Annotated in this window: 24 protein-coding genes; 9 read left to right on the top strand and 15 right to left on the bottom strand. The window is 72.6% G+C overall.

The window, feature by feature from the left end:
• Positions 1-62 precede the first annotated feature (62 nt).
• The gene (locus ABD978_RS18120) at positions 63-548 is read right to left on the bottom strand and encodes a winged helix-turn-helix domain-containing protein (RefSeq protein ID WP_345355159.1); all 486 of its coding nucleotides are present in this window, start codon (positions 546-548) and stop codon (positions 63-65) included.
• Positions 545-937 carry a hypothetical protein gene (locus ABD978_RS18115; protein WP_345355156.1) on the bottom strand — a complete coding sequence of 131 codons (393 nt, stop codon included), beginning with the start codon at positions 935-937 and terminating at the stop codon, positions 545-547. Before ABD978_RS18115 ends, ABD978_RS18120 begins: the two co-directional genes overlap by 4 nt.
• Before the next feature lie 134 nt (positions 938-1,071).
• Here ABD978_RS18115 and ABD978_RS18110 point away from each other — a divergent pair, with 134 nt between their 5' ends.
• Both ABD978_RS18110 and ABD978_RS18105 read left to right on the top strand, forming a co-directional pair.
• Entirely contained in the window at positions 1,072-2,436 is a 1,365-nt protein-coding gene (locus tag ABD978_RS18110; protein WP_345355153.1) for an NsdA family TPR-like regulatory protein, read from the top strand.
• Between the two features lie 180 nt (positions 2,437-2,616).
• Positions 2,617-4,062, top strand: coding sequence for an ATP-binding protein (locus ABD978_RS18105; protein ID WP_345355150.1), 1,446 nt, complete (start codon positions 2,617-2,619; stop codon positions 4,060-4,062).
• Positions 4,063-4,069: 7 nt separating this feature from the next.
• Here the strand turns inward: ABD978_RS18105 and ABD978_RS18100 are convergent, their stop codons facing one another.
• From ABD978_RS18100 to ABD978_RS18085, 4 genes are all read right to left on the bottom strand, one after another.
• The gene (locus ABD978_RS18100; protein WP_345355147.1) at positions 4,070-4,681 is read right to left on the bottom strand and encodes a hypothetical protein; all 612 of its coding nucleotides are present in this window, start codon (positions 4,679-4,681) and stop codon (positions 4,070-4,072) included.
• Between the two features lie 34 nt (positions 4,682-4,715).
• On the bottom strand, positions 4,716-5,822 hold the full coding sequence (gene serC, locus ABD978_RS18095) for a phosphoserine transaminase (protein ID WP_345355144.1): 1,107 nt from the start codon (positions 5,820-5,822) through the stop codon (positions 4,716-4,718).
• Positions 5,823-5,907: 85 nt separating this feature from the next.
• A complete protein-coding gene (locus tag ABD978_RS18090) occupies positions 5,908-6,189 on the bottom strand; it encodes a hypothetical protein (RefSeq protein WP_345355142.1) in 282 nt (93 codons plus the stop codon).
• A gap of 73 nt (positions 6,190-6,262) precedes the next feature.
• Positions 6,263-7,369, bottom strand: coding sequence for a citrate synthase 2 (locus ABD978_RS18085; RefSeq protein WP_345355139.1), 1,107 nt, complete (start codon positions 7,367-7,369; stop codon positions 6,263-6,265).
• Between the two features lie 175 nt (positions 7,370-7,544).
• On the opposite strand from ABD978_RS18085, the gene pdxH reads away from it, so the two are divergent.
• The 3 genes from pdxH to ABD978_RS18070 all read left to right on the top strand — a co-directional run bounded on the left by pdxH (position 7,545) and on the right by ABD978_RS18070 (position 10,991).
• Positions 7,545-8,201 carry a pyridoxamine 5'-phosphate oxidase gene (gene pdxH / locus ABD978_RS18080; protein ID WP_345355136.1) on the top strand — a complete coding sequence of 219 codons (657 nt, stop codon included), beginning with the start codon at positions 7,545-7,547 and terminating at the stop codon, positions 8,199-8,201.
• On the top strand, positions 8,198-9,520 hold the full coding sequence (locus ABD978_RS18075; RefSeq protein ID WP_345355133.1) for an MFS transporter: 1,323 nt from the start codon (positions 8,198-8,200) through the stop codon (positions 9,518-9,520). The genes pdxH and ABD978_RS18075 overlap by 4 nt, the downstream gene beginning before the upstream one ends.
• A gap of 199 nt (positions 9,521-9,719) precedes the next feature.
• Positions 9,720-10,991, top strand: coding sequence for an FG-GAP and VCBS repeat-containing protein (locus tag ABD978_RS18070; RefSeq protein WP_345355130.1), 1,272 nt, complete (start codon positions 9,720-9,722; stop codon positions 10,989-10,991).
• Positions 10,992-11,158: 167 nt separating this feature from the next.
• On the opposite strand, the gene ABD978_RS18065 is transcribed toward ABD978_RS18070, so the two are convergent.
• On the bottom strand, positions 11,159-11,806 hold the full coding sequence (locus tag ABD978_RS18065) for a UdgX family uracil-DNA binding protein (protein ID WP_345355127.1): 648 nt from the start codon (positions 11,804-11,806) through the stop codon (positions 11,159-11,161).
• Between the two features lie 163 nt (positions 11,807-11,969).
• Here ABD978_RS18065 and ABD978_RS18060 point away from each other — a divergent pair, with 163 nt between their 5' ends.
• Positions 11,970-12,683: an iron-dependent transcriptional repressor DtxR gene (locus ABD978_RS18060; protein ID WP_345355124.1), complete on the top strand. Its 714-nt coding sequence runs from the start codon at positions 11,970-11,972 to the stop codon at positions 12,681-12,683.
• A 99-nt stretch (positions 12,684-12,782) separates the two neighbouring features.
• Positions 12,783-15,011: a SpoIIE family protein phosphatase gene (locus ABD978_RS18055; protein ID WP_345355121.1), complete on the top strand. Its 2,229-nt coding sequence runs from the start codon at positions 12,783-12,785 to the stop codon at positions 15,009-15,011.
• A gap of 56 nt (positions 15,012-15,067) precedes the next feature.
• Here ABD978_RS18055 and ABD978_RS18050 read toward each other — a convergent pair whose 3' ends face one another.
• The 3 genes from ABD978_RS18050 to ABD978_RS18040 form a co-directional block, all read right to left on the bottom strand.
• Positions 15,068-16,261, bottom strand: coding sequence for a hypothetical protein (locus ABD978_RS18050; RefSeq protein WP_345355118.1), 1,194 nt, complete (start codon positions 16,259-16,261; stop codon positions 15,068-15,070).
• Positions 16,254-16,811: an RNA polymerase sigma factor gene (locus tag ABD978_RS18045; RefSeq protein WP_345355115.1), complete on the bottom strand. Its 558-nt coding sequence runs from the start codon at positions 16,809-16,811 to the stop codon at positions 16,254-16,256. The genes ABD978_RS18050 and ABD978_RS18045 overlap by 8 nt, the downstream gene beginning before the upstream one ends.
• Before the next feature lie 103 nt (positions 16,812-16,914).
• Positions 16,915-17,391 carry a VOC family protein gene (locus tag ABD978_RS18040; protein WP_345355112.1) on the bottom strand — a complete coding sequence of 159 codons (477 nt, stop codon included), beginning with the start codon at positions 17,389-17,391 and terminating at the stop codon, positions 16,915-16,917.
• A 160-nt stretch (positions 17,392-17,551) separates the two neighbouring features.
• On the opposite strand from ABD978_RS18040, the gene ABD978_RS18035 reads away from it, so the two are divergent.
• Complete coding sequence (locus ABD978_RS18035) at positions 17,552-18,553, top strand: zinc-dependent alcohol dehydrogenase family protein (protein WP_345355109.1); 1,002 nt, start codon at positions 17,552-17,554, stop codon at positions 18,551-18,553.
• On the opposite strand, the gene ABD978_RS18030 is transcribed toward ABD978_RS18035, so the two are convergent.
• Together ABD978_RS18030 and ABD978_RS18025 are read right to left on the bottom strand one after the other, a co-directional pair.
• Entirely contained in the window at positions 18,513-19,148 is a 636-nt protein-coding gene (locus ABD978_RS18030; protein ID WP_345355106.1) for a class I SAM-dependent methyltransferase, read from the bottom strand. The genes ABD978_RS18035 and ABD978_RS18030 overlap by 41 nt on opposite strands.
• A gap of 73 nt (positions 19,149-19,221) precedes the next feature.
• The gene (locus ABD978_RS18025; protein ID WP_345355103.1) at positions 19,222-19,392 is read right to left on the bottom strand and encodes a hypothetical protein; all 171 of its coding nucleotides are present in this window, start codon (positions 19,390-19,392) and stop codon (positions 19,222-19,224) included.
• 134 nt (positions 19,393-19,526) lie between these two features.
• Between ABD978_RS18025 and ABD978_RS18020 the strand changes: the two genes are divergently transcribed.
• Positions 19,527-20,093, top strand: coding sequence for a DUF4142 domain-containing protein (locus ABD978_RS18020; RefSeq protein WP_345355100.1), 567 nt, complete (start codon positions 19,527-19,529; stop codon positions 20,091-20,093).
• Positions 20,094-20,142: 49 nt separating this feature from the next.
• Here ABD978_RS18020 and ABD978_RS18015 read toward each other — a convergent pair whose 3' ends face one another.
• The 3 genes from ABD978_RS18015 to ABD978_RS18005 all read right to left on the bottom strand — a co-directional run bounded on the left by ABD978_RS18015 (position 20,143) and on the right by ABD978_RS18005 (position 23,156).
• The gene (locus ABD978_RS18015; RefSeq protein WP_345355097.1) at positions 20,143-20,391 is read right to left on the bottom strand and encodes a hypothetical protein; all 249 of its coding nucleotides are present in this window, start codon (positions 20,389-20,391) and stop codon (positions 20,143-20,145) included.
• A 477-nt stretch (positions 20,392-20,868) separates the two neighbouring features.
• Positions 20,869-22,101, bottom strand: a complete 1,233-nt coding sequence (locus ABD978_RS18010; RefSeq protein ID WP_345355094.1) for an MFS transporter — start codon at positions 22,099-22,101, stop codon at positions 20,869-20,871.
• A gap of 65 nt (positions 22,102-22,166) precedes the next feature.
• Positions 22,167-23,156 (bottom strand): quinone oxidoreductase family protein, encoded by a 990-nt coding sequence (locus tag ABD978_RS18005; RefSeq protein ID WP_345355091.1) that lies wholly within the window; start codon positions 23,154-23,156, stop codon positions 22,167-22,169.
• Positions 23,157-23,168 lie beyond the last annotated feature (12 nt).

Genomic DNA, 23,168 nt, shown 5'->3' with positions numbered 1-23,168 from the left:
CTGCGTACGCGCCGCGCCATACGTCCGGAGGAGGAAGTCCGTCGGCGATCGTGACGAAGCCGTCAGGGCCAGTCCGCGGGCGGCCGGACGTAGGTGCCCTTGCCGGGGACCGTCCTCAGGTACCCGACCCGCTCGAGGTGCGACAGCGCCCGGTGCACGGTCGGCCGGTCGACCCGGAGGATCGGGGCGAGCTCGTCGCCGGACAGGATCTTCCGGCCGGGCGGCCAGTCGCCGCCGACGATGCGGTCCCGCATCGTCTCGGCCGCCCGCCGGGCCGCGTCGTCCGCGCCGCGGCCCGGCGTCCTCGCGGCCAGCTCGACCTCGCCGATCCGCCGCAGCAGCCCGGACACGGACGCCTCATCGATGATCATCGAGTCGGTACTGACCGCGCAGAACGCGCTGAACGCCCGCCGCCAGGGCGACCAGATGATGACCCATCCGCCGTACGCGCTCTGCAGACTCGCCGCGACCGCCTCCGCGCGGGTGTTCCGGTGTGCGCCACCCGACGCTCGGGAACGCCGCCGGGTACGGGCCACCGCGCGCGTCACCGGTCCTCCTCCCGCGACGCGTCGCCGAGCCTTAGGACGCGGGCGATCCTGTCCGCCGCGTGGGAGATGTCGTCCGCCGCGCAGAGCGGCTCGTATTCCGGCGGCGACTCGCGAGTGGGGCCGGACCACTGCCAGAACCACATCAGCCGCCCGTCACGGCCGACCCCGCACACCACGGTCTGCCGCAGCCCGGGACTCAGGACCTTCGCACGGTGATCGTCGTCCGGCGGCTCACCGGCGGGATTGCTCGCCAGCACCCGGGCACCCTGCCCGACGCGGGCGCGCAATCCGCGAGCGGTCAACGCGTCCGCCAGCCGTTCGGTGAGCTGCGCCGTACGCGCGTCGACGGACGCCGGCGTCACCGGACCCACGGAGGGAGAACTCGACATTGATGCGTCACCTTTCGTGTTCGCCGATGACCTTGAGTGAAGCCGCTGTGCTGATCCGCCAGAAGACCGATACTGGGCGACATTGCATGGACACTGAGGGTGTCCGGGCTAGGGGTGGGCCGGAGGACGGGGTCATGGCCGGTGAAGAGGCGCTGCCGTGGTGGGCGGAACGGTTAAGAACCGAGCGAGAGCGACGTTCGTGGAACAAGCACGAGATGGCGCGTCGGCTGCATAAGGCCGCCGGTGTGCCGTATCCGCCCGTGACCTCGCTGGTCCGGCAGATCCTCGGCTGGGAGAAGGGTGAACACTTCCCCCGCGACTGGACGGCGGCCTACGCCACGGCGTACGGCATGACCGAGGAGGAACTGTTCGGGCATCCACCGCATTTGGGTCTGGTCGGATGCGGTGAGGGCGGCGCAGGCTCAGGCTGGGAGGTGGATGCCACGAAGCGCCGCGACGCCCTACGCGTCGGTCTCGCCGCCACGGTCGCGCCCGCCGCGCTGGCGGCCGTGCTCGGTGAGTCGGCGGCCGAGGCGATGGAGTTCACCCGGCTCGCCGGGGCTTCAGCGGTCGGGACCGGGACCTTCGACCATCTGCAGGCGGCGGTCGCCGCCATCGACCGGTCCTATGTGACCGAGCCGCCCGCCGAGGTCTTCGCCGTGGCACGTGCCTACCGGGTCCGCGTCCAGGAGCTGATCCGTGGCCCGCACACGCTCAAGCAGGGGCGTGAGCTGTATGTCTGGGCGGCCTGGTTGTCGGAACTGCTGGCCTGGCTGGCCCACGACCTGGGCCATCCGCTGACCGCCGAGGCATACGCGATCGACTCGTTCGAGCACGCCGACCAGGCCGGTCACGACGAACTATGCGCCTGGGCCGCCGACGCCCTCGCCTCGATCGCCACCTACACCGACCGCCCCGCCAGGGCCGTCGCAGTCGCTCACAAAGGCATCACCAGAGCCCCCGAACGCCACCCCATCGCCATCCGCCTGCGCGCCAAGGCGGCCCGGGCCTACGCCTGTCTCGGCCAAGGGGCCGAGTGCGAGGACCTACTCCGAGGAGCCGAAGAGTTGCACGATCGCCTGCCCGCCAGGCCGCCCACCCGCTTCGGCGCGGACACCGGTCCGCTCGCCGACTACGCCGTGACGGCCTATCCCGCCTCGGCGTACATCTGGCTTGAGGACTACGAGCAGGCGAGACGTCACGCGGAACGCGCGGTGGCCGTGCACGCGTTGACTCCGTCGACGGACCCGTCTCCAGGCCACGTGGCCATCGCGCGGATCGACCTGGGGATCGCGCTGTGTCACCTCGGTGCCCCGGACGAGGCAGGCGCAGCCGGCGCGATCGCACTCGCATCGCCGCGTGTCTTCGAGTCACTGCGCTCTCGCGCCGGGGACCTGGATGCGGTGCTGACGGCCCGATACGCCGAGACGGGGTACGCGCGGGACTTCCACGAGCGATACGTGGACCTGAGGAGGGTGCCGGTAGAGCAGCCGACGTGATCACTGGCCGTCACTGCTCTCTATCGGCAGTGAACGCCAGTGATCACGGAGGGGTGGATGCCGCGAAGCGGCGTGCGCCTCAGTAGACGGCGCGGAAAGTAATGATCCGCAGAGCAGCCCTACGTTAACCAGTAAGACTTTCATCGTTGATACTTCCAGCGGTGGAAGTATCATCCATGTGTGGATCACTTCATCGGGCGTCAGCGTGAGCTCGCGTTGCTTGATCGGATGCTGGGGCGGGTCGGCCGCGGGGGTCGGGCCGGGCGGCCGGGGCGGGCGTTGCTGATGCGCGGGCGGCGGCGGGTCGGCAAGTCGCGGCTCGTCGAGGAGTTCGTGGACCGGGCCGGAGTGCCGTACGTCTACTTCACGGCCTCGGCCCAGCCGAGCGTCGAGGCCGATCTGGCGCTCTTCGCCGAGGCCGTCGCCGGGAGCGATCTGCCGGCCGCAGCACTGTTCGCCGATCAGTCGCCACGGACCTGGGACGCGGCCCTTCGCCTGCTCGCCGGGGGGCTGCCGGACCGGCCCAGCGTGGTCGTCATCGACGAGATGCCCTACCTCATCGCGAACGATCCAGGTTTCGAGGGCACCCTGCAGAAGATCTTCGATCGAGAACTGGCCCGGCATCCGGTGTTCCTGATCTGTGTCGGGTCGGATCTGGCGATGATGGAGGCGCTGAACGAGTACGGCCGGCCCTTTCACCAGCGGGCGACCGAGATGGTGGTGCCGCCGCTGAGCCCGGCGGACACGGCCACGATGCTCGACCTGCCGGCGGCGGAGGCGTTCGACGCGTACCTCGTGACCGGCGGTCTGCCGCTGATCCTGGACGAGTGGCCGAGCGGGCTTTCCGCGCTGGACTACCTGGCCGAAGCGGTCACCGATCCCACCTCGGCCCTGTTGGTCAGCGGTGAGCGGTCGCTGGCCGCCGAGTTCCCCGCCGCTTCTCAGGCGAGGCTGGTGCTGGGCGCGATCGGGTCGGGGGAGCGAACCTTCACGCAGATCGGCCGGGCGGCGGGCGACCTGGCGCACGCCTCGCTGAACCGGGCACTGGACCTCCTGGTCACCAAGCGCATCGTCGACGTGGCCGTTCCGCTGTCCGTGAAGCCGTCCCGGGAGAGCCGGTACTCGGTCGCCGATCCGCACCTACGGTTCTGGCTGGCCCACCTCGGACCGTACGTGGCGGAGATCGAGCGGGGGCGTGGCGACCTGGTCATGGGGCGCATCCGTCGATCGTGGACGACGTGGCGCGGCCGGGCCATCGAGCCGGTGATCCGGGAGGCGCTGCGCCGCCTGCCGGAACGCCTTCCCGAGGGCACGCAGGCCATCGGCGGCTATTGGACGCGCACGAACGACCCGGAGATCGACGTGGTGGGCGCCGACCGTGCGCCCGTGGCCAAGGTCGTCACCTGCGTCGGGTCGATCAAGTGGCTCGAGAACCGGCCGTTCGGTGGCGCGGATCTCGGGCGGCTGATCGTGCATCGGTCGAAGCTGCCCGGCGCCGACGACTCCACGCCCCTGCTGACGATCTCCCGGAACGGTGTCGACGCGGACGTCACCGGCGTCTCGGTGTTCGGCCCGGACGATCTCCTCGCCGCATGGCGGCCGGGCGCGGACGCGGCCGAGGAGTGACGCGGCGTCAGGCGGTCTTGGCGGGGCGTCGGCGCTGGCCGGCGTAGAGCATCGTGGCGCCGGTCAGGGCGAACAGGGCCGCCGCGCTCCAGACCGTGACGCTCAGCGGGGGCTGGTCGGGGCCGTCGGGCAGGCGGGGGTCCAGCAGTCCGAGCGGGTCCTTGCGGATCGTGACGCGTTGCAGGGGCTTGATGTGGTCGAAGCAGTTCTCCTGCTGGGAGACCACGTGCACCGTGCCCGTCGGCTCGGCGACGGTGCAGTACAGGTCCGCGCCGTGCTTGTTGCCCCGGTCCTCCACCTTGGTGACGGTGGCGGGCGCCGGGGTGCCGATGGTCTTCATGTACGCCTCGTACAGGCCGGGTCCGGCGAACAGTGTCAGCGCGAGGCCGGTGCAGGAGACCAGTACGGCGGCGCCGGCGCGGTGCCAGATCCCGCCGGTGAGGACGGCGGCGACGGCCCAGGCGGCGAGCGCGACGATCACGCCGATGACGATCAGGCCGTGGGGATACTGGGCGAGCCACGCCCCGAGGACGAACCCGACGGGGATCGCGCAGGCCCAGACCGACGAGCCGAGCAGTCGGCGGGCGGGGGAGAGGGGCCGCTCCGTCGCGGTCGTCATGGGCGGAGCCGTGTCAGGTGCTCCCATCAGTGGGTCAGAGGCGCTCGGCGACGTGGTCGATGCAGGCGGTGAGCGCCTCGACGTCGTCCGGGTCGATCGCCGGGTACATCGCGATGCGCAACTGGTTGCGGCCGAGGCTGCGGTACGGCTCGGTGTCGACGATGCCGTTGGCGCGCAGCACCTTGGCGACCTGGGCGGCGTCGACGCCCTCGAAGTCGATCGTGCCGACGACGTTCGAGCGGTGGGCGGGGTCGGCGACGAACGGCGTGGTGTAGGAGGTCTTCTCCGCCCACGTGTAGAGGCGGCGCGCGGAGTCGGCGCTGCGCCCGGTCGACCAGTCCAGGCCGCCCCGCTCCAGGAACCACTCGATCTGCTCGGCCATGAGCAGCAGGGTCGCCACGGCGGGGGTGTTGTAGGTCTGGTCCTTGCGGGAGTTGGTGATCGCGACGGTGAGGTCGTAGAAGTCCGGGATGTAGCGGCCGGACGCGGCGATCTCCTCGACCCGGGCGAGCGCGGCCGGGGACATCAGCGCCAGCCAGAGGCCGCCGTCGGACGCGAAGCCCTTCTGCGGCGCGAAGTAGTACACGTCGGTGTCGGCCACGTCGACCGGCAGGCCCGCGGCGCCGCTGGTCGCGTCGACGAGCACCAGGCCCGAGCCCGACGGCCGCTCGATCGTCATGGCGACGCCGGTGGAGGTCTCGTTGTGGGTGAAGGCGTACGCGTCGACCGTGTCGTCCGCGACCGGGGCCGGGTGGGCCCCGGGCTCGCTCTGGATCACCGACGGGTCGGACAGCCAGGGCGCCTTCTTCGTGACCTTGGCGAACTTCGAGGAGAACTCCCCGAAGACCAGGTGCTGGGACCGCTCCCGTACGAGCCCGAACGCGGCGGCGTCCCAGAACGCCGTGGTGCCGCCGTTGCCGAGGACGACCTCGTACCCGTCGGGCAGCGAGAAGAGCTCCGCCAGTCCCGTACGGACCCGCCCCACGAGGGACTTGACCGGCCGCTGCCGGTGTGAGGTGCCGAGGTAGGTCGAGCCGGACTCCGCCAGGGCGGCCAGCTGCTCGAGACGGACCTTCGACGGCCCGGAGCCGAAGCGGCCGTCGGCGGGCTTGAGGCTGTCGGGGATCACGATGTCGGTCACGTGCAGCAAGCCTAGTTCAGCCCCGGCGTTCCGCAGCGGACCTTTTCAGAGGTTGAGACGCCGGACCGGTCGGGCCGGCTCCGGTTCAGCGGCGGCGGAGGGCCCAGGCGATCAGGGCGAGCAGGCCGAGGGCGCAGGCCGCGGAGACGGTCGCCGGGTAGAGCCACGGTCTGCCCGCCCGGTGGGCGTCCAGTGCCGCGCCGCCGGAGTCGTACGCCAGCAGCCCCAGGGCCCCGGCCATCACCCAGGCGATGATCCGCCAGGAGGCCGCGTCGCGCCGCCGGGCGCGCTCGCGCCGCTCGCGTTCGTACCGCAGCAGCTCGAGGTCGCGCTCGTCGGGTTCCTCGTCGCGGGGGCCGGTGTACACGGCCTGATCCTCCCTCCGCGCGAAACGGCCCGTGGCGCGGGGAGCATCACGGGCCGTACGGAGCGGGACTTCTTCAGCGCTTGTCGAGCACCTCGGAGGCGCCTGCGACGTCGGTGACCGGGCGGGACGCCGGGCCGACGTAGTGGGCGCTCGGACGGACCAGCCGGCCGGTGCGCTTCTGCTCCAGGATGTGCGCGGCCCAGCCCGCGGTACGGGCGCAGGTGAACATGGCCGGCATCATGTGCGGCGGAACCTCGGCGAAGTCGAGGATCACCGCGGCCCAGAACTCCACGTTCGTCTCGATCGGACGGTCGGGACGACGCTCCCGCAGCTCGGCCAGCGCGGCGTCCTCCAGGGCCTTGGCCGCCTCGTAGCGGGTCGCGCCCAGCTCCTTGGCCGTACGGCGGAGCACGCGGGCGCGCGGGTCCTCGGCGCGGTAGACGCGGTGGCCGAAGCCCATGAGCCGCTCGTGGTTGTCCAGGATGTCGGTCACGACCTTGCGGGCGTCACCGAGCTGCTCGACCTTCTCGATCATCGGCAGGACGCGCGCCGGGGCGCCGCCGTGCAGCGGGCCGGACATCGCGCCGATCGCGCCGGAGATCGAGGCCGCCACGTCGGCGCCGGTGGAGGCGATGACGCGGGCGGTGAAGGTGGAGGCGTTCATGCCGTGCTCGGCGGCGGAGACCCAGTACGCGTCGATGGCCTTCACGTGCTTGGGGTCCGGCTCACCGCGCCAGCGGACCATGAACCGCTCGGTGATCGTCCCAGCCTCGTCGACGCGGCTCTGGGGGACCATCGGCAGGCCGAGGCCGCGGGCGCTCTGCGCCACGAACGACAGGGCGGTCACGGACGTACGGGCCAGGTCCTCGCGAGCCTGCGTGTCGCTGATGTCCAGCAGCGGGCGCATGCCGTACGCCGGGGCGATGATCGGCAGCGCGCTCTGGACGTCGACGCGCACGTCGCCGGAGTGCACCGGCAGCACGTGCGGCTCGGCCGGAGTCAGGCCGGGGGTGAAGCTGTTGTCGACCAGCAGCCCCCATGCGTCACCGAAGGAGACGCGGCCAACGAGATCTTCGATGTCCACTCCCCGGTACCGGAGAGCCCCGCCCTCCTTGTCCGGTTCAGCGATCTCAGTCTCGAAGGCCACAACACCCTCGAGGCCGGGTTTGAAGTCGGACATGTTCTGTCCTGCCTTTCGTCCCCTTGATGTACAGACGCCAACTGGTAATTGAACCGCTTCATCCTCGGTGAGCCGTACCCGGGGGGGTGTGAGATGCGCAATTCTTTCCGTTTGGGCAACTCTCGCGGGAACCTTGTCTCGTCGTCCATGGTCTCTCGCGAGAGGATGTCCTGTCGTGGAGCACCTTGATGTCGCCGCCCTCCGTGAGTCGTACTCCGGTGTGGGCCTACATGCCCGCGACCTCGCGGCCGACCCGCTGACGCAATTTGGATCTTGGTTCACCGACGCCGTCGGCGCCGGTCTGCCCGAGCCGAACGCCATGATCCTGTCCACCGTCGACGCCGACGGGAGGCCGAGCGCGCGGACGGTCCTGCTGAAGGGGTACGGCCCGGAAGGTTTTCGCTTCTTCACCAATCATCGGTCCCGCAAGGCGCGGGCCATCGAGGCGGACCCCCGGGTCGCCCTGCTGTTCCCGTGGCACCCGCTGCGCCGGCAGGTGATCGTCGAGGGCGTCGCCGAGCGCCTGTCGCGGGAGGAGTCGGAGGAGTACTTCCGCACCCGGCCGCACGGCTCGCAGCTCGGGGCCTGGGCGAGCGAGTACCAGTCCGCGGTCGTCGCCCACCGCGACGAGGTGGAGAGCCGGTTCGCCGAGCTGGCCACGCGCTGGCCGGATGAGGTGCCCATGCCGGACTTCTGGGGCGGTTACCGGGTGCTCCCGGCGTCCGTGGAGTTCTGGCAGGGGCGTACGAACCGCCTACACGACCGGCTTCGCTACCGCCGCGCGCACCCGGACGAGGGGGTCGAATGGGTCATCGAGAGACTTAGGCCGTGAGTCCGAACCCCGATCCCCCCTCCGAGCTCGACTCCCGCGCCGAGGACGCCCCCTCTCCGGCGCCGCGCCCCGCCCGGTCCTCACGGCTGGGCGGACTGGCGCGGCGGGCCGCCATCGACACGCGTCCGCTCGCCCACCCGGCGTACCGGCGGCTCTGGCTCGGGCAGGCCGTCTCCTTCACGGGCTTCCAGCTCACCTCGGTGGCGATCTCCGTCCAGGTGTACGACCTGACGAAGTCCTCGTTGTGGGTCGGGCTGCTCGGTCCCGCCAACCTCGTCCCGCTGATCGTCTTCGGGCTGTGGGGCGGTGCGGTCGCCGACGCCATGGATCGCCGGCGGCTGCTCGTCCTGGCCTCCCTCGTCACGTGGGCGTCCACCCTGGGGCTGTTCGTCCAGGCGCTGCTCCACGTCAGGAACGTTCCACTGATCATCGGGCTGGTCGTCGTGCAGTCGGTCGGGTTCGCGATCACCTCGCCGACCCGTGGCGCCGTGATCCCGCGTCTGCTGCCGATCACGCTCGTCCCGGCGGCCAACACCCTCAACTTCACCGCGTCGCAGACCGCGACCTTCATCGGCCCCGTGCTGGCCGGCGTCGTCATCGGGAACGGCCGGTACGCGCTGGCGTACGGCATCGACGCCGCGCTCTTCACGGTCGGGTTGTACGCCGCGATCCGCCTGCCGGCGATGCCGCCCCTCGGAAACGAGACCGGCCGTGCAGGCCTGCGCTCGGTCATCGAGGGCCTGCGGTTCCTCCTGACCCGGCCGGTGCTGCTGATGTCCTTCGTCGTCGACATCATCGCGATGGGCGTGGCCATGCCGCGGGCGCTGTTCCCGGAGGTCGCAGACACCCGCTTCGGCGGCGAGGAGGCCGTCGGCTGGCTCGTCGCGGCCATCGCCGTCGGCGCCGTCGTCGGCGGCCTGCTGTCCGGCTGGATCGGCCGCATCCGCCGCCAGGGCATCGCCCTGATCGCCGTCATCGCGGCCTGGGGACTGGCCGTGGCGGCGGCCGGGCTCGCGCACGCGCTCTGGCTCGCCCTGCTGTTCCTCGCCCTCGGCGGCGCGGCCGACCTCGTCTCGGCGGTGTTCCGGCAGACGATCCTGCAGACGTACGCCCCCGACGAGATGCGCGGCCGCCTGCAGGGGGTGTTCACGGTCGTCGTCGCGGGCGGTCCCCGGCTGGGCGACCTGCGCGCCGGCGCCGTGGGCGCCGCGGCCGGCGCGACCGCGTCCTGGGTCGGCGGCGGCCTCGCCTGCGCGATCCTCGTCGTCCTCGTCGGACTGGCCGTCCCGTCCTTCCTCCGGTACACCACGGACGGATGACCGGGCGGCCGCGGGCCGCTGAGGGGACTCGCCGCGGCGGGGCGTCGCGGGGACCGGCCGCGGCCGGGCGGTGAGCGGTCTCGCCGCGGCCGGGTGTTGAGAGGACTCGCCGTGGCGGGGCGTTGCCCGTGCGCGACCGGCGCACTACCGTTCGCACCGCCTAAGTGATCTTCCGACCCGCCCGGAACCGAGGACCCTCATGCAGCGACGCATGCGAGCGGCGATGACGCTCGCCCTGATCGGCCTGCCCGCGGCGCTCGGCACGGCCCCCGCCCACGCGGCCGCCCGTACCCCCGGAGTCGCCGACTTCGACGGCGACGGCCACGGCGACCTGGTGATCGGGGCGCCGGCCGCGAGCGGCGGCGGCCGGGTGACCGTCGTGTACGGCTCACGAGACGGCGTCGACCTGGGGCACCACCAGGTCCTCGCCCCGCTCCGGTCCGGAGGGGCGTTCGGGACGGCGGTCGCGACGGCGGACTTCGACGGGGACGGGCGTACGGACCTGGCGGTGGGCGCGCCCGGCCGCGGCACGATCGAGGTCTTCACCGGGAGCAGGTCGGGCCTGAGCCGCCGGGCCGTTCTGACCCCCGGAGACGGGGCGGGCCGGGCCCTGGCGGTCGGCGACGTCGACCACGACGGGCGTCCCGAACTGCTCGCGGCAGGGAACTCCACGCTCCTGGTCATCGGCTTCGCCGCCGGCACCCCGAAGGTCGTCGCCAGCGTCAGGGGCCGGACCGCCCGCAAGGTCGCGATCGCGGCCGGGGACCTGAACGGCGACGGGTACGCGGACGCGGCCTGGAACGCCGACGGGATCCTCCGCCTCCTCCACGGCTCGAAGACCGGCCTGCGCGCGGTGTCCGGGACGGCGAGCGTGGGGTCCACCGGCGGCCTGGCGATCGCGGACGTCAATGGGGACCGCCGCGGGGACGTCGTCGCGGGCGACCCCGCCGGGGCCCACGGGGGCGTCGTGAAGATCTACCCGGGCGGGGACCTGCGGCACCCTCGGGCGTACGGGCAGGACACCAAGGGCGTGCCCGGCAAGGGCGAGCGGGGCGACGAGTTCGGCGCCGCGGTCGTCGCCCGCGACCGGGACGGCGACGGGCGCGCCGAGGTGGTCGTCGGCACCCCCGGCGAGGACATCGGGAAACACCGGGACGCCGGGGCGGTCACCGTCCTGCACGGCGACGCCCACTGGAACCTCGCCGCGGGCTCCACCTCGTTCAGCCAGGACACCGAGGGCGTGCCCGGCGTCGCCGAGACCGGCGACCGGTACGGCGCCGCGCTGTCCCTGGCCGACCTCGACGGCGACACGAAGCTGGACCTGGCCGTCGGCGCCCCCGGCGAGAACGGCGGCGACGGGGGTGTCTCGATCTACCCCGGGCAGGGCATCGCGGGCATGACGGTGTTCGGCGGCAGGTCCGCCGGCCTGTCCGCCGCCAAGGCCGCCTTCGGCGCCGCCCTGTCCGGCTGACCGGCCCGCTCCGCGACCGGCAGACGGCCCGCTCCGCGACCGGCCGACCGGTCGGGTCCCCGCAGGCCGCCTCGCTCCGTGACTGGCTGACCGGCCCGCTTCGCGATCGGCCGATCGGTCGGGTCCCCCGCAGGTCGCCCCGCTCGTACGGGCCGCCGGGCCTAGGGTCAGTGCAGGGCCTGGGCGGCGACCTTGAGGTCGGAGACCAGGCCGGCGAAGGCCGCGTCGCGGTCGTCGGCGCGCAGGACGGCCGACGGGTGGATCGTCGGGACGTAGAAGCCGTTCTGCGTGGCCGACTCGTCGTCCAGCGGCGGGCGCGGGATCAGTTGGCCGCGCTGCTTCGTCACCCGGAACGAGGGGCCCAGCAGCGCCTTGCCGGCCGTCGCGCCGAGCACCACGATCACTTCGGGGTCGATGATCCGCAGCTCGGTGGTGAGCCACGGCCGGCAGGCCGAGATGTGGGCGGCGTCCGGCGTCTGGTGGATACGGCGCTTCCCGGGCCCGGACTGCTGGAATCTGAAATGTTTCACCGAGTTGGTGACATATGCGTCGCCCCGCTCGATGCCCGCATCGGCCAGCGCCCTGTCCAGCAGCCGGCCGGCCGGGCCCACGAAGGGCGCCCCCTGCCGGTCCTCCTGGTCACCGGGCTGCTCGCCGACCAGCACCACCCGCGCCGCCGCGGTGCCCGACCCGAGCACCGCCTGGGTGGCGTTCTCGTACAGGTCACAGCCTCGGCAGTCCTGGACCGCGCGCCGTAGACCGTCGAGATCCGTCCCCGCCGGGACGTAGCGCTCGGCTCCTTCGAAACGTGTCATGGCGCGCTCAATCTACCCAGGGTGGGGGGCCTGAACCCGGTGGGAAGACCAGGTCCGCAACGGACGTTCTTCACCAAAGAGAGTAAGTGGATCGCCCCCCGCCGTCTTCGGTTCCCCAACCGTCGCTGATCCGCCGTAGCATGGGGCGAGACTGGAGGAAGCCTTGACCGCACACGGCTTGATCGACACCACGGAGATGTACCTCCGGACGATCTTCGAGCTCGAAGAGGAGGGCATCGTCCCCCTTCGCGCGCGCATCGCCGAGCGGCTTTCGCAGAGCGGTCCGACGGTCAGCCAGACCGTCGCGCGGATGGAGCGCGACGGCCTGCTCAAGGTCGAGGGCGATCGCCACCTCGAGCTCACCGACACGGGCCGGTCGCTGGCCGTCCGGGTCATGCGCAAGCACCGCCTCGCCGAGTGCCTGCTCGTCAACGTGATCGGCCTGCCCTGGGAGGACGTCCACGTCGAGGCGTGCCGCTGGGAGCACGTGATGTCGGAGGAGGTCGAGCGGCGGTTGGTCACCCTGCTCGACGGCCCGTCGACGTGCCCGCACGGCAACCCCATCCCCGGCCTGGCCGAGCTCGGCGCCGACGTCAAGGCGTGGGCGGACGCGCGGACGGCGGAGCCGCTGGAGTTGATGACCGAGGTCGCGACCGCGGGCGGCGTGCCGGTGGTCGTCCAGCGGATCAGCGAGCAGGTGCAGGGCGACCGCGCGCTGATGGCGCAACTCAAGGAGATCGGTATCCAACCGGGACGAGAGGTGACGCTTGCGGCCGCCGATGACGGTATCCGAGTGACGAGTGACGACACAGCCGACAGCCACCCGGTCGAGATCTCGCGCCTTGTCGCCTCTCACGTCTTCGTATCGAAGCGCTGAGTTGCCGGTTCGACGTATCCCGGCGCGGCGTTCGTCGTTCAATAGTCCGGGGGGACCACATCCGGGGGGCCGAGTGAGCGATCGCAAGGTGACACGTTCATGAAGCGCTGGGGTGACCTACCCGTCGATGCGCTCCTGCCGCCGAAGACCGTGCTGGACGCCGTCGAGATGGCGGTCATCGTCTGTGACCGTTTCGGCAACGTCCTCTACACCAACGCCTTCACCGAGACCCTGCTCGGATTCGGCGGCCCCGAGTACATCGGCCGGTCGTGGCTGTCCCTCGGCGTCGCCGAGGAGGACCACGAGCAGGCCAAGGACCTGGCCCGGCGGGTGCTTCGCGGCGCGGTGTGGGAGGGCACCTTCTGCAACGTCCGGGCCGACGGCAGCACCATCTACACGCGCGCGTACGCCGTCCCCCTGCGCCACCCCTCGGGCGGCATCGAGGGCATCGTCATCTTCGGCCGGGAGGCACTGCGCAGCAACCAGCGCGACCAGGACCGCTACGGCCTGATGGAGCGCGTCGGCGAGCGGCTGGCCGCCTCGCTGGAGCTGCCGCAGACGCTCCGCCGGGTCGCCGACACGCTGGTCCCGCAGTTCGCCGATCACTGCTTCATCGACCTGTTCAGCGGGGACAAGCTCGTCCGCCGGGTGTCCCGGCACGCCGGAACCTGGACCCCGCCGCCGGGCACCTGGGCCGACCCCGGCGAGGTCGTCGAGTACCCGCCCGGCCACTTCAACGCCAAGGCCATGGCCCGCCGGGACGCGGTGCTGGTCGAGGACGTCGTCGCCGACTACATCAAGGCGCCGACCCCGGCGAGCAAGCGGCTCGCCGAGGAGGTCGGCGTGACGTCGATCATCTCGGCCCCCCTGCTCGCGCGCGGGGAGCTGCTCGGCGTGATGAGCCTGGCACTGTCCGGCGTCACCGTCCGGCCCGATCCGCACTACGACGGGTTCGACCGTGACCTCGTCGGCGCCATCGCCAGCCGGGTCGCGCTCGCGATCGACAACGCGATGCTGTTCGAGGAGGAGCGGGAGACGGCGCTGGCGTTCCAGAAGTACCTCCTGCCGGGCGACCGGCCGCCCGCGCTCGACGGCCTGGAGATCGCCTGGCGCTACGAGCCGGCCCGTCCCCTGGAGTCGCACGGGCAGGGCATCCAGACGCAGGTCGGCGGCGACTGGTACGACGTGATCCCGCTGTCCGCGGGCCGGGTCGGCCTGGTCATCGGCGACGTCGAGGGCCGGGGCGCCCGTGCCGCCGCCGTGATGGGGCAGCTGCGGGCGGCGCTGCGCGCGTTCGCCCAGGACGACAAGCCGCCGGCCGACATCCTCACCAAGCTGGACGAGTGGGTGCGCACGATGAGCACCCCGGTCCGTTCCGGTGCCTCCGAGGGCGAGGAGACCCCGCTCGTCTCCGTCACCTACTTCGTGTACGACGCGTGGTCCCGGATCCTGTCCTTCGCCAACGCCGGTCACCAGCCGCCGTTGCTCGTCCTCGACGGCGAGGTGGGGGAGCTGGAGGCCACCGGCCGGGGCGCCATGCTCGGCGTCCGCCAGCCGGGCCTGGGCGGCGAGATCCGGTATGAGGAGGAGACCCGCGAGCTGCCGCCCGGCAGCACCCTCGTCCTCTACACCGACGGCCTGATCGAGCGCCGCCCGAAGGAGGACGGCGACCACCACAGCCGCGAAGAGGCCCGCGAGCTCCTGTACGAAGCGGTCCGCAAGGCGGCGCGCGGCGGCGTCGAGGCGATCGCCAACGCGGCGTACGAGGCCGTGCCCGGCGACATCGACGACGACGTGGCCATCGTGGTGGTGCGCACCGCGCCGAGCCGGCTGTACGTCGAGGAGCGCACCTTCCCCGCCGAGCCCATCATGGTGTCGGAGGCGCGCCGGCTGGCCGCCGAGACGTTCGCCGACTGGGGGATGCTGGACGAGCAGTCCGAGCTCGCCTGCCTGCTGGTCTCCGAGGTCGTCACCAACGTCGTGCTGCACGCTGCCAACACCCCGGCGCCCCGGCGCGAGTTCGTGCTCGAGGGCGCGCTGGGCCTCGACGGCCCGGGCGGCTTCGAGGACACCTGGGACCTGCCCGACCTGCGCCGGCGCGAGCCCGTGACCAAGGAGTTCACGCTCCGGCTGCGGCGCGGCGAGAAGGCCGTCTGGGTCGAGGTGCTGGACAAGGACATGCGCCTGCCCCGCATCAGGAGCGCGGGGGAGACCGACGAGGGCGGCCGCGGCCTCTACCTCGTCGACCAGCTCGCCGCCCGCTGGGGCTCCCGCCCCACCAGCGACGGCAAGGCCGTCTGGTTCGAGATCCCCCTGAAGTCCTCCTGACCCACGTCGGGCCCGGAAGCCGTCCAGGACGGCCTCCGAGCCCGATGGAGCGGCCCCTAGGGTCGGTCGAACGGGAGCTCGGCCGGCGGCTTCGGCGCCGTGTCCGTCCACCCCGAGGAGCGGACGACCGAGTAGTTGATGATGAAGCCCGGCTTCATCTCCGCGTACGGGCCGCCGGGCGTGGTGAGCTCCTCCTGCCTGCCCAGCAGCGCGCCGGTCCGCTCATCGAAGATGGCCACGGAGCGGGAGCGGTAGGTCCCCCGCACGGCCTTCGGCGCGCCGTACTCGCCGGTGACCGTCACGGGGCTGTAGTCGGTGGCCAGCGCGACGCCCTGGCGGCCCAGCGCGTCGGTGTCGTGGCCGATCGAGTGCACGCCCGGCTGGTCGGCCAGCGCCCGCATCAGGCCCGCCCGGACCTTCGATGGGAGCGGGGCCCGCAAGAGTCCCGACACCCTTGCGAGTTTCTGCTGGGGCAGTACCGGCCGGGACTTCAGGCGACGCGCCATCTCCGGGGTGATCTTCGCCCCCGGCGGGAGACCCATCGCGATGCTGTTCAGCGCCGCCTGGCTCAGGAACCTTTTGGCGAGCTCGGCCGGGTCGGTCGGCAGGTTCTGCAGATCCTTCACCGACAGGCCGCCCGGGAGCTGCCCGGCGCGACGGTTGTCCTTGCCGTCCAGATGCCACTTCGTCACCCGTTCGGTGCTGTAGGTCCAGTAGTGGTCGGAGGACCAGACGCGGATGTTCGACGGCGACCCGGCCTTGCGCCACAGCGCCGTGTCCTGCTTGGTCGGCGTACGGGACGGGAGTTCACGGCTGTAGAAGGCGTTCCCCACGCCGGGCTGCGTGCCCCACCAGTCGAACCCCTCGGTGAGCGCACCGGTGATCGTGTAGGTTCCGGTCTTCGCCCGGATGACGTAGGACTGGCCGAGCACGTCGTCGTCGTGCCAGTAGTTTCCGACCGGCTGCTGTGCGGCCTTCGTCGCCGCCGCGAGGAAGGCGCTCCTGGCGTCGAGTCGCACCGTGCTGGTCGGCGCGGGCGTGTTCCCCCCACCGGGTGTGCCGCCTCCGGCGAGCGTGATCGCCACGGTCGCGGCCGTGCCCGCCGCGACGACGCCGCCGAGCCCCCACCACAGGCGGGGTGCCGTACGGCGCGGCGCCCTGGTCAGCAGGGCCTTCGCCCGGGCGATGTCCCGGGCGGTGGGTGGAGCGGGCTCGGGGTAGGCGTCCCGGACCATCCGCACCTCATCCATGTTGTTCCTCCAGAGTGAGCATCGGATTGGTCCCGCCCAGCGCCTTGCGCAGCTTGGTTCGGGCACGGTTCAGTCGGGAGCCGACCGTGCCATAGGAGATCCCCAGCGCCGCCGCGACCTCCTCGTGGCTGAGGTCGGCCAGGGCCACGAGCAGCAGCACGTCGCGCTGCCCGCGCGGCAGCGCCGCGATCGCCCCGGCGAGCTCGCCGCGAAGGCCCTGGGCGCTGACCCGCGTGTCGACCCGTTCGGTGTGCTCCTCGGCGTCGCGGCCGGGACCGAGGCGGGCGCGCGCCCGCAGCGCGCGCGTCTCGGTCCGCTGGTGCCTGCCGACCACCTTGGTCGCGATGCCGTACAGCCAGGTGCGCACGCTCGCGCGGATCGGGTCGTAACGCCGACGGTGCCGGAACGCCTCCAGGAACGTCTGCGCCGCGACGTCCGCGGCGGCGTCCGGGCCGAGCCGTTTGGCCGCGTACCGATGGATCTCGGCGAAGTAGGCGTCGAAGACCTCATCGAAACGCTCGGCCGGGTCGGGCGGGGGGTCCCCTGTCATGTGGTGCCTTTCCATGGCGCGGATGGCGGTCACCTGGGTATCACCCGCTCCCGGCCGCCGCTTTCCCGCTCCGCGAGGAAAGCTCCCGGCCATTAATGGGGGATCAGTCTTCGGCAGGTCCTGCCGTCTCGGTCGCGAAGCCGTCGAGCGACCGGCGCTCGTCCTCGGTGATCGTCTCCTGGAACACCGTGATGTGCAGGCCCGCGGGCGCGTCGAACCGGGCGTTCAGGGATTTCCACGGCGTGAGGGTCGGCGGCGCCACCTGCTCGGCGCCGGCGGTCACCAGACGGTCCGCGGTGGCCTGGGCGTCGTCCACCTCGAACGCAACCCGGATCTTCGGCGCCACCTGCCGGCCCACCTCGACCTCGTCGATGTACCGCTTGTGCGCCGGGTTCGCGATCTCCAGCGTGGCCCGGCCCACGTCGAGGATCACCACCCGGGCGTCTCCGTTCTCGGAGAAGGCCGCCTGCTCGGGCAGGCCGAGCGCGTCGCGGTAGAAGGCGAGTGCCGCCTCGTAGTCCTCCGCCTCGACGACCAGGCGAAGCTGACGGACGGGCGACGGCCCGCGATTCTCGGTCATGATGGCTCCCATCGGATCGGCGTGATCTCTATCCGAACCGACGGGCCGGCCATACCGTTCCCCGTACCCCTGTCGATCTCGTGCGGCGATGGGAGGCGGCGCATCGGTACTCGGCGCGGTCCGCGTTCACGGCGGCGGCGGGCGTGCCTAGGGTGGAGGGGTGCTGGCGTGGGAGGTCCGCGCGCCCGGGCCGATCGGAACGGGGCCGCTGCGGGCGGTGGACCGGCCGGTTCCCGAGCCGGGGCCCGGCGAGGTGCTGGTGCGCGTCCGCGCCTGCGGCGTGTGCCGGACCGACCTGCACGTCGCCGAGGGTGATCTGCCGCCGCACCTGCCCGGGGTGACGCCGGGCCACGAGATCGTCGGCGAGGTCGTCACCCCGGGAGACCGGTTCGCGGCGGGGGATCGGGTCGGCGTCGCGTGGCTGCGCGGCACCTGCGGCAGGTGCGCGTACTGCCGGCGCGGCGACGAGAACCTCTGCCCTCGCTCGGTCTACACCGGCTGGGACGCGCACGGCGGGTACGCCGAGTTCGCGGTCGCCCCGGAGGCGTACGTCTACCCGCTGCCCGGCGACCGGCCCGACACGGAGCTCGCGCCGCTGCTGTGCGCGGGGATCATCGGCTACCGCGCGCTGCGCGGCGCCGCGCTCCCGCCGGCCGGCCGACTCGGCATCTGGGGCTTCGGCGGGTCGGCGCACCTGGCGGCGCAGGTCGCCATCGCCCAGGGCGCCGTGGTCCACGTGTTCACCCGGGCGGCGGCGGCCCGCGAGCTCGCGCTCGACCTCGGCGCGGCGTCGGCGCAGGACTCGTTCGACCCGAGTCCGGAGCCCCTCGACTCGGCGATCATGTTCGCGCCGGCGGGCGAGCTCGTGCCGGCCGCCCTCGAACGCCTCGACCGGGGCGGCACCCTCGCGATCGCCGGCATCCACCTCACCGACATCCCGGCGCTGAACTATCAGGCGCACCTGTTCCAGGAGCGCCGGCTCCGCAGCGTCACGGCGAACACGCGGGCGGACGGCGAGGAGTTCCTCCGGCTCGCCGACCGGCTCGGGCTGAAGGTCACGGTGACGCCCTATCCCCTGGCCGAGGCGGACCGCGCTCTGGCGGACCTGGCCGGTGACCGGGTCAACGGCGCGGCGGTGCTGCTTCCGCCTGCTCCTCGCTGACGGGCTCGGCCGCGACGTACGCCCACGACTGGGTGAACCACAGCTCCCGGCCGATCAGGCGGGGGCGCGCACCGGTCTTCGGGCCGCCGTCCAGCTCGGCGGTCAGCTCCGCGCGGAGGTCGGCGCAGCCGCCGGCCTGGGCGAGCCACGGCTCGACCGGCCGTTCGATGGTGAACACGTCGAGGCGGCGCGTCGCACCGCCGGCCTGGCGCACCAGGTCCACCAGCTCGTCGAAGGAGCGCGTCGTCGTACGGGCGGGGTCGCGCACGCGCTCGACACGGCCGCTGTCGCCGGCACGGGTCCGTACGACGTCGGCGATGACGAGCCGTCCGGCGCAGACGCCCAGGAGCCGCCGGAGCAGGTCGACGGGGTCGGCGTCGAGCGTCGGAGTCAGGCTCGCGGTGATGAGCGTGAACGGCCCTTCGGGCAGAGACGCGGCGTCGGTGCTGGTCACCCGGTGGACCCACGGGCCGAGGACGTCCGAGGCGCCGCAGCCGAGGTCGAGACAGGTGTCGTCCGGCCGGGGCTCGGCGAAGTCCACAAGCCTGCGCAGGTGACAGGTGGCGTCGCTGGCGTGCGCGCTGGCTTGTGGCATGGATGTCTCCCGGCGGCAGAGTGCTTCGTACGCGGTAAGACGTCCCAGGGGCCTCTTCGGTTCAGGGTGGACGCTACTTTCCGCCGGTCTTCTGCCCCCACACCATCAACACCACGATGACGAAGACGACGATGAGCCCGATCACGCGGTCCCGGGACATGCCCAGCCCGACCTTCTTCGCGACGCGGCTGACGATGAACGCCACCAGGATCGCCAACAGGGCGAGCGTTACGACCCCACTCACGCTTCTCTCCTCCGGTCCGACCCGCGTCAAGCGTAACCCGGTGGAGGCCGCCGTTGCATGACGCCGCTCATCCGCGGGTACGGCGAAGAGCGTCACGGAAAGTGACGCAGTGACTACCAACAGGGGGCACGTCAATGCAGCGTCATCCGTACCTGCTCGCGCTTTCGGCGGCGGCCGTCATCGCCACGGTGGGCACGGCGTGCGGCACCGGCGGCGCCCAGCCGACGGTGACCGTCTCGCCGACCACCTCGCCGACGGGCGAAGGCCGACTGTCCCAGCAGGACCGGAGCTGGCTGACCGAGATCCACCAGGTCAACCTCGCGGAGGTCGAGCTCGGGAACCTGGCCGAGAAGAAGGGCGCCACCTCGGCGGTCCGTTCCGTGGGCCGGAGACTGGCGAACGACCACACCCACCTCGAGGACAAGGTGACCAGCGTCGCCCGCCGGGTCGGTGTCTCCCTCCCCGGATCCGTCGCGCCCGCCGACGCCGAGGTGGCGAAGCGGCTGAAGGAGGAATCAGGGAAGGCCTTCGACCAGGACTACCTCGCCACGATGGCGAGCGGGCACGAGAAGGCCATCGCCGACACCAAGACGCAGATCTCCCAGGGATCGTCGCAACAGGTCATCGCCCTCGCCAAGCAGGCGCTGCCCCACCTGCGCGAGCACCTGGCCATGGTGCGGAAGGCCCAGTCCTCCGGCTGACGGCCCACCGGCCGGCGTCCCGGTCACCGGTTCGTGTCGGCGGGGGTGGTCACCGGTTCGTGTCGGCGGAGGCGGACTCGGCGAGCAGGTCGTCCAGCGCGGTGAGGAGCCGGTCGATCGGGATGCACAGGGCCTCGTCGACCGCCCGCCCCTGCGGGCCGGACCGCCGGGCGCGCAGCCGGTCCCGGAGCCTGCCGTCCGTCTCCCGCAGCGTGTCCGTCCCGGCCGGTGGCGACCAGGGCGTCGCGAAATGCCGGCACCGGAACGCCCGTACGGTGTCGGCGGCGTGGTCGAGCACGTCGCAGTGCAGCGCGACGAGCTCTCCGTCGGCCTGGGCGTCCCGGCCTCGAAGGCGTCGACGAGCGAGCGCTGCAGGCTCGCCGTCCGCTTGGCGACGACCTCCAGCGGGAGCAGGGCGGGGGCCGGGTCCGGATCCTCTGCCCGCCGCCGACGGGGGTTGAGCCGGAGGCTCTCCCGGCCCCGGTCGATCGCCGCCCAGGCGTCCTCGGCGCGTGCGGACGTCCGCTCGGCCTTGCGGAGCCACTTGGCGGCCGTCTCCCAGGCCAGCGGCGCGTCGAGCCAGAGGGCGGCGATCACCCAGGCGAGCAGCGCGGCCCCGGCCGCCTCGAGGGACTGCACGACGATGTGCCGTTCCCGGCCGGGGTGGCGCGCGGCGCTCTCGGCGGAGCGCACCAGGTTCCGGGGCCGTGGCCGGGGCAACCGGGCGGGGGGACTGTGCCGCATCCGCCAAGTGGTGCCCGGATCGGGCGGTCGTTCAACGCGTGACCTGCGGGGCAGGAGACGTCACCGAACCCGGTGCCTCCGGTACGGGCCGGTGCCGCCTGCTCAGCGCGACCGCCGGGAGGGCGACGGCGAGGGCGCTGATGGCGGCGAGGGTCGCGAAGCCGTACCGCGTGTCCGAACGATCGGTGACGGTCGCCACGACGAGCATGACGGCGACGGTGCCGGCCAGCGCGCAGGCGTTCGCGACGCCGAACACGCGCCCCACGCGGTGTTCGGGGGCCGAGGCGAGCAGGAGCGCCCGTGCGGCGATGCGCGCCTGCCCGAATCCGCACGCCGCGACCAGGACGAGCGGCATCAGCCCGGCGATGCCGTACCGCGGCTGGAAGACCAGCAGGACGCTGCACAGCAGGAACCCGGCCAGCGCCACGCGCAGGTCGCCCAGCCGGTGGCCGACCAGCCGGTACACGGCCGCCGCGACCAGGAAACCGGCGCCGCCCAGGGCGTCGACCACGCCGAGGACCGCGCTGCCGCGGCGCAGTTCGCCGACGATGAGGACGGGCAGCAGCGCGTTGAAGACGGTCACGATAACGCTGCCCTGCGCGTACAGGAGGATGAGCCAGCCGGTCCGCGCACGCCCGCGCTCCCCGGCGGGTCCTTCCCGCCGGTCGGACTCCGCCACGCGGGCCGGGCGCGCGGGACGGCGGCCGGTCGCGAGCACGCAGAGCGCCGAGGCGACGAACGTCCCGGCGTTGAACGCGAACAGCGGCGTCGCCCCGAACCACTGGACGGCGAAACCGCCCACCGACGCCGACAGCAGCATCCCGGCCTGCATCGCGATCTCGTAGTCGGCGTTGAACCGGCGCAGTTCGGCGGGCCGGACGCGCTCCTTGATCAGGCCCGCGCTGACCGGAACGAAGAGGGTGGCGGCCACCGCCAGCGCGAGGTTGGCGGCGTACACGATCGTGTCCGTCGGAGCCCCGGCCGCCAGCCCGACCGGCAGGGCCAGCGCCGCCAGCGCGGCGGCCAGGTCGCAGCAGACCCAGAGCGTACGGCGGTCGAACCGGTCGGCCAGGCGGCCGAAGAAGGGGGACAGCAGCGCCTGCGGAGCGGCGACCGCGATGAACAGCCAGCCGACCGCCAGCATCGTCCGCTCCGCGCGGACGAGGAGCAGGGCGGCGGCGATCAGCTGGATGTTGTTGCCCAGTGAAGTGATGAAGGTGGCGGGGATCAGCAGGCGCTGAGCCCGCGCGTCGTCGGGGGTCACGGCGTCCTCGGTCGGTACGGTCGGCGGCCGCTCCGATCATCACCCGGCCCGGCTGACATCTCCTGTCAGGATTCGGCGACCCGGACGACGTACTTGCCGTCACCGCGGCGCTCGGCGAGCAGTTGGTGGATCTCGGGAACCTCGGCCAGCGAACCGACCTCGGTGACGGGGAACGTCAGCCGGCCGTCCGCGATGAGATCCAGGAGACGGCGCAGCGCCCTCGCCACGCGCTCCGGCGCGGTGACCGCCAGGGAGCTGATGCTGAACCCGGCGACGGCGACGTTGCCGCCGATCAGGCGCCGCGGTTCGGGCAGGCCGGCGGATCGCCCACCGCCCGCGTTGCCGAACAGCACGATGCGCCCGCCGGGCGCGGTGACCGTCAGGTCGGTCTCCAGCATCGCGGTGCCGAGGGGATCGAGGACGACGTCCACCTGGCCGCCGTCGGCGCGGATCGCCTCGGCCAGGTCGTCGTCGCGGGAGACGACGACGTCATAGCCGCTCTGCCGCGCGGCGGGGATCTTGTCGGCGTGGCCGACGGTGCCGATCAGGCGTCCGCCGCCCAGCGCGGGCACCAGCCGGGCCACCGCGCCGCCGACACCACCGCTCGCGGAGTGCACGAGTACGGTCTCGCCGGGGCTGAACCTGGCGGCGTCCGTGAGCAGGAGCAGAGCGGTCGCGAGCATCAGCGGGGTCGCCGCCGCGGTGGCCGACGGCACCGCGGCCGGGATCGGGACGGTGAGCGCCGCCGGCGCGCGGACGACCTCGGCGAGGCCGCCGGCCTCGCGTGCGAACGCCGCGACCCGCCGGCCGACGACCAGGTCCGGCACGCCGTCGCCCACCTCGCGGACCGTCCCGGCGACCTCCTTGCCCGGCGTGTACGGCCACGCGGGGACGTAGCCGGCGTCGCCGCGCCGGGCCATCACGTCGATGAAGTTGATCCCCGCGTGGGTCACGTCGATGGTCACCTCACCGGGACCGGGACGGGGCGCCTCGACCTCGCGGACCTCGGTACGGTCCGGGCCCTCCGACGGCGCGGTCATCACCAGAGCACGCATGACGTCTTCTCC

Origin of the sequence: Actinoallomurus liliacearum, from assembly GCF_039542035.1 — a bacterium.
In the GTDB taxonomy this organism is placed as follows: domain Bacteria; phylum Actinomycetota; class Actinomycetes; order Streptosporangiales; family Streptosporangiaceae; genus Actinoallomurus; species Actinoallomurus liliacearum.
This window is presented reverse-complemented; position numbering and strand designations above follow the sequence as displayed.